This is a genomic window from Streptomyces flavofungini (assembly GCF_041028215.1).
Classification (GTDB): domain Bacteria; phylum Actinomycetota; class Actinomycetes; order Streptomycetales; family Streptomycetaceae; genus Streptomyces; species Streptomyces flavofungini_B.
Map to the genome: position 1 here is coordinate 1 of NZ_JASKYR010000663.1, position 4,323 is coordinate 4,323.

The 4,323-nt window shown below is 70.4% G+C and carries 4 protein-coding genes and 2 pseudogenes; 2 read left to right on the plus strand and 4 right to left on the minus strand.

Annotated elements, in window-relative coordinates; translation table 11 throughout:
* Positions 1 to 92 precede the first annotated feature (92 nt).
* From paaD to paaA, 4 genes are read right to left on the minus strand one after another with little or no spacing between them, the layout of a single operon-like run.
* Positions 93 to 593: a 1,2-phenylacetyl-CoA epoxidase subunit PaaD gene (gene paaD, locus AB8Z36_RS32025; RefSeq protein WP_369216892.1), complete on the minus strand. Its 501-nt coding sequence runs from the start codon at positions 591 to 593 to the stop codon at positions 93 to 95.
* Positions 587 to 1,324: a 1,2-phenylacetyl-CoA epoxidase subunit PaaC gene (gene paaC, locus AB8Z36_RS32030; RefSeq protein ID WP_369216893.1), complete on the minus strand. Its 738-nt coding sequence runs from the start codon at positions 1,322 to 1,324 to the stop codon at positions 587 to 589. The genes paaD and paaC overlap by 7 nt, the downstream gene beginning before the upstream one ends.
* Positions 1,321 to 1,611, minus strand: a complete 291-nt coding sequence (gene paaB, locus AB8Z36_RS32035) for a 1,2-phenylacetyl-CoA epoxidase subunit PaaB (RefSeq protein WP_369216894.1) — start codon at positions 1,609 to 1,611, stop codon at positions 1,321 to 1,323. The genes paaC and paaB overlap by 4 nt, the downstream gene beginning before the upstream one ends.
* Complete coding sequence (gene paaA / locus AB8Z36_RS32040; RefSeq protein ID WP_369216895.1) at positions 1,608 to 2,645, minus strand: 1,2-phenylacetyl-CoA epoxidase subunit PaaA; 1,038 nt, start codon at positions 2,643 to 2,645, stop codon at positions 1,608 to 1,610. The genes paaB and paaA overlap by 4 nt, the downstream gene beginning before the upstream one ends.
* Before the next feature lie 183 nt (positions 2,646 to 2,828).
* Here paaA and AB8Z36_RS32045 point away from each other — a divergent pair.
* Both AB8Z36_RS32045 and AB8Z36_RS32050 read left to right on the plus strand, forming a co-directional pair.
* Positions 2,829 to 3,822: pseudogene (locus AB8Z36_RS32045) on the plus strand (DUF5819 family protein).
* Positions 3,819 to 4,323, plus strand: a pseudogene (locus AB8Z36_RS32050) (HTTM domain-containing protein); the annotation flags it as partial. The pseudogenes AB8Z36_RS32045 and AB8Z36_RS32050, both read left to right, overlap by 4 nt.

Sequence of the window (4,323 nt, forward strand, 5' to 3'; positions counted from 1 at the left end):
GCGCAGCGGCGGCGGCACGTCGAAGGTCAGCGGCACGGAGTCGTCGGTGAGCCGGTCGACGGCCGCTACCCGCAGCGGGTGGAAGCGGGCCATCACAGCTCCTTGAAGTGGTCGAAGGGTTCGCGGCAGGAGGCGCAGCGGCGCAGTGCCTTGCAGGCGGTGGAGGAGAAGCGGCTGAGCAGCTCCGTGTCGGTCGAGCCGCAGTGCGGGCAGCGGATCGACAGGCTCAGCGGCACGGGTCCGTCCGTCGGGTGGGAGCGTGGGGGCGCTATGCCGAACTCCGCGAGTTTGCGGCGGCCTTCGGCGCTGATGTCGTCCGTCGACCAGGCGGGGGAGAGCACGGTGCGCACCGAGACGTCGGGCACGCCGTGCTCGCGCAGCACCTGTTCGATGTCGGCGGACATGGCCTCGATCGCGGGACAGCCGGTGTACGTGGGGGTCAGCTCGACGTCGACCTTGCCGGGTGCGACGATCCGCACCCCGCGCACCACGCCCAGTTCGGCGAGGGAGAGCACGGGCAGCTCCGGGTCGGGCACCGAGCCCGCGAGGGCCAGGAGCTCCGCCTCAAGGGCGGTGGGCGCGGTTGTCACCATGACGCCCCCGGGTGGCTGCGGTGCAGGTGCTGCATCTCGGCGAGCATCCGCCCGAAGGACTCGGTGTGCAGGCCCTGGCGTCCGGCACCGGCCTTCCACGCGCCGCTCTGCGGTCCCGACGGGACGGTGAGGGTCGCCCGCTCGATGACGGCCGTCACGGAAGCCGTCCAGTCGTCCCGCAGTGTCGAGCAGTCGACGTCGAGGCCGGGCACGGGCTGGAACATCTCGTCCGTGTACCGCCACAGGGCGTCGAGGGCGCTCTGCATGCGGGTGTGGCTCTCGGTGGTGCCGTCGCCGAGGCGCAGGGTCCACTGCTCGGCGTGGTCCTGGTGGTAGGCGACCTCTTTGACGGCCTTCGCGGCCAGGGGGGTGAGGTCGCCTTGCGAGGCGGCCAACTGCGCGTACAGCAGCGTCTGGTAGGTGGAGAAGTAGAGCTGGCGGGCGATGGTGTGGGCGAAGTCGCCGTTCGGCTGCTCGACCAGCTGGAGGTTGCGGAAGGCGCGCTCCTCGCGGAGGTACGCCAGCTCGTCCTCGTCGCCGATGGATGAGAGCAGGATGCGGGCCTGGCCGAGGAGGTCGAGGGCGATGTTCGCCAGGGCGACCTCTTCTTCGAGGACGGGGGCGTGCCCGGCCCACTCCCCCAGGCGGTGCGAGAGCACCAGCGCGTCGTCCCCCAGGGCGAGGGCGGCGGCGTCGGTCCGGCTTTCCGGCGGAGTCGATGTGGTGCTCACAGGTGCTGCACCCCCTCCGGGATTTCGTAGAACGTCGGGTGGCGGTAGGGCTTGTCGCCTGCCGGTTCGAAGAAGGAGTCCTTCTCGTCGGGCGAGGAGGCGGTGATCGCGGCGGACGGCACGACCCACAGGGAGACGCCTTCGCTCCTGCGTGTGTACAGGTCGCGGGCGTTGCGCAGGGCCATCTCGGCGTCCGGTGCGTGCAGGCTGCCCGCGTGGGTGTGGGACAGCCCGCGCCGGGATCGGACGAAGACCTCCCACAGCGGCCAGTCGGTCGAGCTGCTCATGCTGTCGCCTCTCCGTGCGTGATGACCGCGGTGTCCGCACGCGGGGCGCCCGCCTGCTTCGTGGCATACGCGGCCGCGGCGTCCCTGACCCAGGCTCCCTCTTCGTGGGCCCGCCTGCGCTGGGTGATGCGCTGGTCGTTGCAGGGGCCGTTTCCCTTGAGGACGTCCCAGAACTCGGTCCAGTCGATGGGGCCGAAGTCGTGGTGGCCCCGCGATTCGTTCCATTTCAGGTCCGGGTCGGGCAGGGTCAGGCCGAGCGACTGGGCCTGGGGGACGCATATGTCCACGAAGCGCTGGCGCAGTTCGTCGTTCGAGTGGCGCTTGATCTTCCACGTCATCGACTGCTCCGAGTGCGACGACTCGTCGTCGGGCGGGCCGAACATCATGAGCGAGGGCCACCACCAGCGGTTCACCGCGTCCTGCGCCATGTCGTGCTGGGCCTGGGTGCCCCGGCTGAGGGCGAGCAGCGATTCATAGCCCTGGCGCTGGTGGAAGGACTCCTCCTTGCAGACGCGGACCATCGCGCGAGCGTAGGGACCGTAGGAACAGCGGCACAGGGGGACCTGGTTGGTGATCGCGGCGCCGTCCACGAGCCAGCCGATCGCGCCGACGTCGGCCCAGGTCAGCGTGGGGTAGTTGAAGATCGACGAGTACCTCTGGCGGCCCGAGTGCAGTTTGTCGAGCAGTTCGTCGCGGCTGGTGCCGAGGGTCTCCGCCGCGCTGTAGAGATACAGGCCGTGACCTGCTTCGTCCTGCACCTTGGCCATGAGGATCGCCTTGCGCCGCAGGGAGGGGGCGCGCGTGATCCAGTTGGCCTCCGGCTGCATGCCGATGATCTCCGAGTGCGCGTGCTGCGCGATCTGCCTGACCAGGGATGCGCGATAGGCGTCCGGCATCCAGTCGCGTGGCTCGATGCGCTCGTCGGCGGCGACCGCCTCGTCGAAGGCGGCCTGCTGCTCCGCCGTGCGCGCGGCCGACGACCCGGCTCCGGCCGGTTCCGTCTCCGCCGCCTTCTGTGCGGCTGCTGTGGCCATCTCGGTCCCCCTCGACCTGAGCGAACCGCCCGACCGATCGTTCGGTTCGTTGAATCCCATGGTGCGGCGCGCCGCCTTAAGGTGTCAACCCTGTGGATAACTTCACGGACGCTGTGCGCGGCGGGCAGGCCTGAGTACCGTTCCGGCGGCAGGGTGTGGAGCGGATTCGGGGAACGGGGCGGAATGAGCGGGTACGACAAGGACTCCGGCGGTGGGCCAGCCGGGCCTGACGGGCCCGGTCCGGCGGACGAGCCACGACCGGACTCCGAGCCAAGCGCATCCGCCGAATGGGGGACAGCGGCGGGGCGGGATCCAGCACCTCCGCCGACACCGCCGCCCGCACCCCCGCCCCCACCGGCCTCAGCCCTGATCCCGGGCAGCCTGGACCCGGATCCGATCCCAGCCCCGAACTCAGACACAGCCCCCCTGCTCCGCCCCGGCATCGCCGGTCTCAAGCTCGGCTACCAGATCGCGGCGGCCTGCGCCCTCGCGCTCATCGCGATGGCCGCGGTGCAGGAAGAGCAGCGCCGCGTGCGCGCACGTGGCGCTGCTCTTCCTGCACGTCGCGCCCTCGAACACCGCGACCAAGCAGCACGGCGATCTGATCGACGCGTGGATATACCCCGAGTTCGAGCAGAACTGGAAGCTCTTCGCCCCCAACCCGTTGCAGCAGAACGTCGCCGTGCAGGCCAGGGCGGAGCTCGACACGGCGGACGGGAGGGTCAGAACCACCGACTGGTACGACCTCTCCGCGCGGGACGCCGCCGACATCGACGGCAATCCGCTGCCCAGCCACACGCGGCAGAACGAGTTGCGCCGCGCCTGGGACTTCTACATCGGTTCGCACGACACGCAGAATCGTCCCGTCGGCCTGCGAGGACAGCTCTCCGAGAACTACGTCCGCCGTATCGCGTACATGAGGCTCGACCGGGAGCGTCCGGGCGGCAAGGGCGACGAGATCGTGCGCGTGCAGGTGCGCTCCCGGACGACGAATGTGCGCCCTCCGAAGTGGAGCGAGGAGAGGGTGTCCGCCAAGCCGGTCTACCGGCAGCTGCCCTGGTGGACGGTGACACCGGATGATCTGCCGCTCACCGACGGCGCGAGCGGCGGCCCGAGCGCTCCGAGCGGCGCCCGGAGCGGCGGCGGGGACGCGGACGCGAAGGGGGCCGGCCGGTGACCCGCGTCGAACGCCCCCTCGCGCGCGGGCTCAGCAATGTCACCGGGTTCGCCCTGGGCCCGTACCAGACGGCGATCGTCCGGATCGGCTTCGCCGCCACCTGGCTCTTCTTCCTGCTGCGCGAACTCCCCCACCGCCATGAGATGTACGGGCCCGACGGCCCCTGGAGCTGGGACATGGCGCAGCAGCTCATCGTGGGCAACGGTGCCTTCACCGCGCTGATGTGGTCCGACGGGCGCGTCTGGTTCGAGATCGTCTACGCGGTGGCGATCCTCAGCAGCGCCCTGCTGCTGCTCGGCTGGCACACGCGCGCCATGTCCGTGCTGTTCATGATCGGTGTGCTGTCGCTGCAGAACCGCAGCATCTTCATCGGTGACGGCGGCGACAACGTCATCCACCTCATGGCCACCTACCTGGTGCTCACCAGGTGCGGTCAGGTCTGGTCGCTGGACGCTCGGCGTGCGGCACGCGCGCGTGCCCGTGCATGGGGCGGGGTGGACA

Excerpts from the sequence above, each read along its gene's own strand:
- paaD (WP_369216892.1), bottom strand. The coding sequence starts at position 593 with ATGGTGACAACCGCGCCCACCGCCCTTGAGGCGGAGCTCCTGGCCCTC.
- paaA (WP_369216895.1), bottom strand. The coding sequence starts at position 2,645 with ATGGCCACAGCAGCCGCACAGAAGGCGGCGGAGACGGAACCGGCCGGA.
- paaB (WP_369216894.1), bottom strand. The coding sequence starts at position 1,611 with ATGAGCAGCTCGACCGACTGGCCGCTGTGGGAGGTCTTCGTCCGATCC.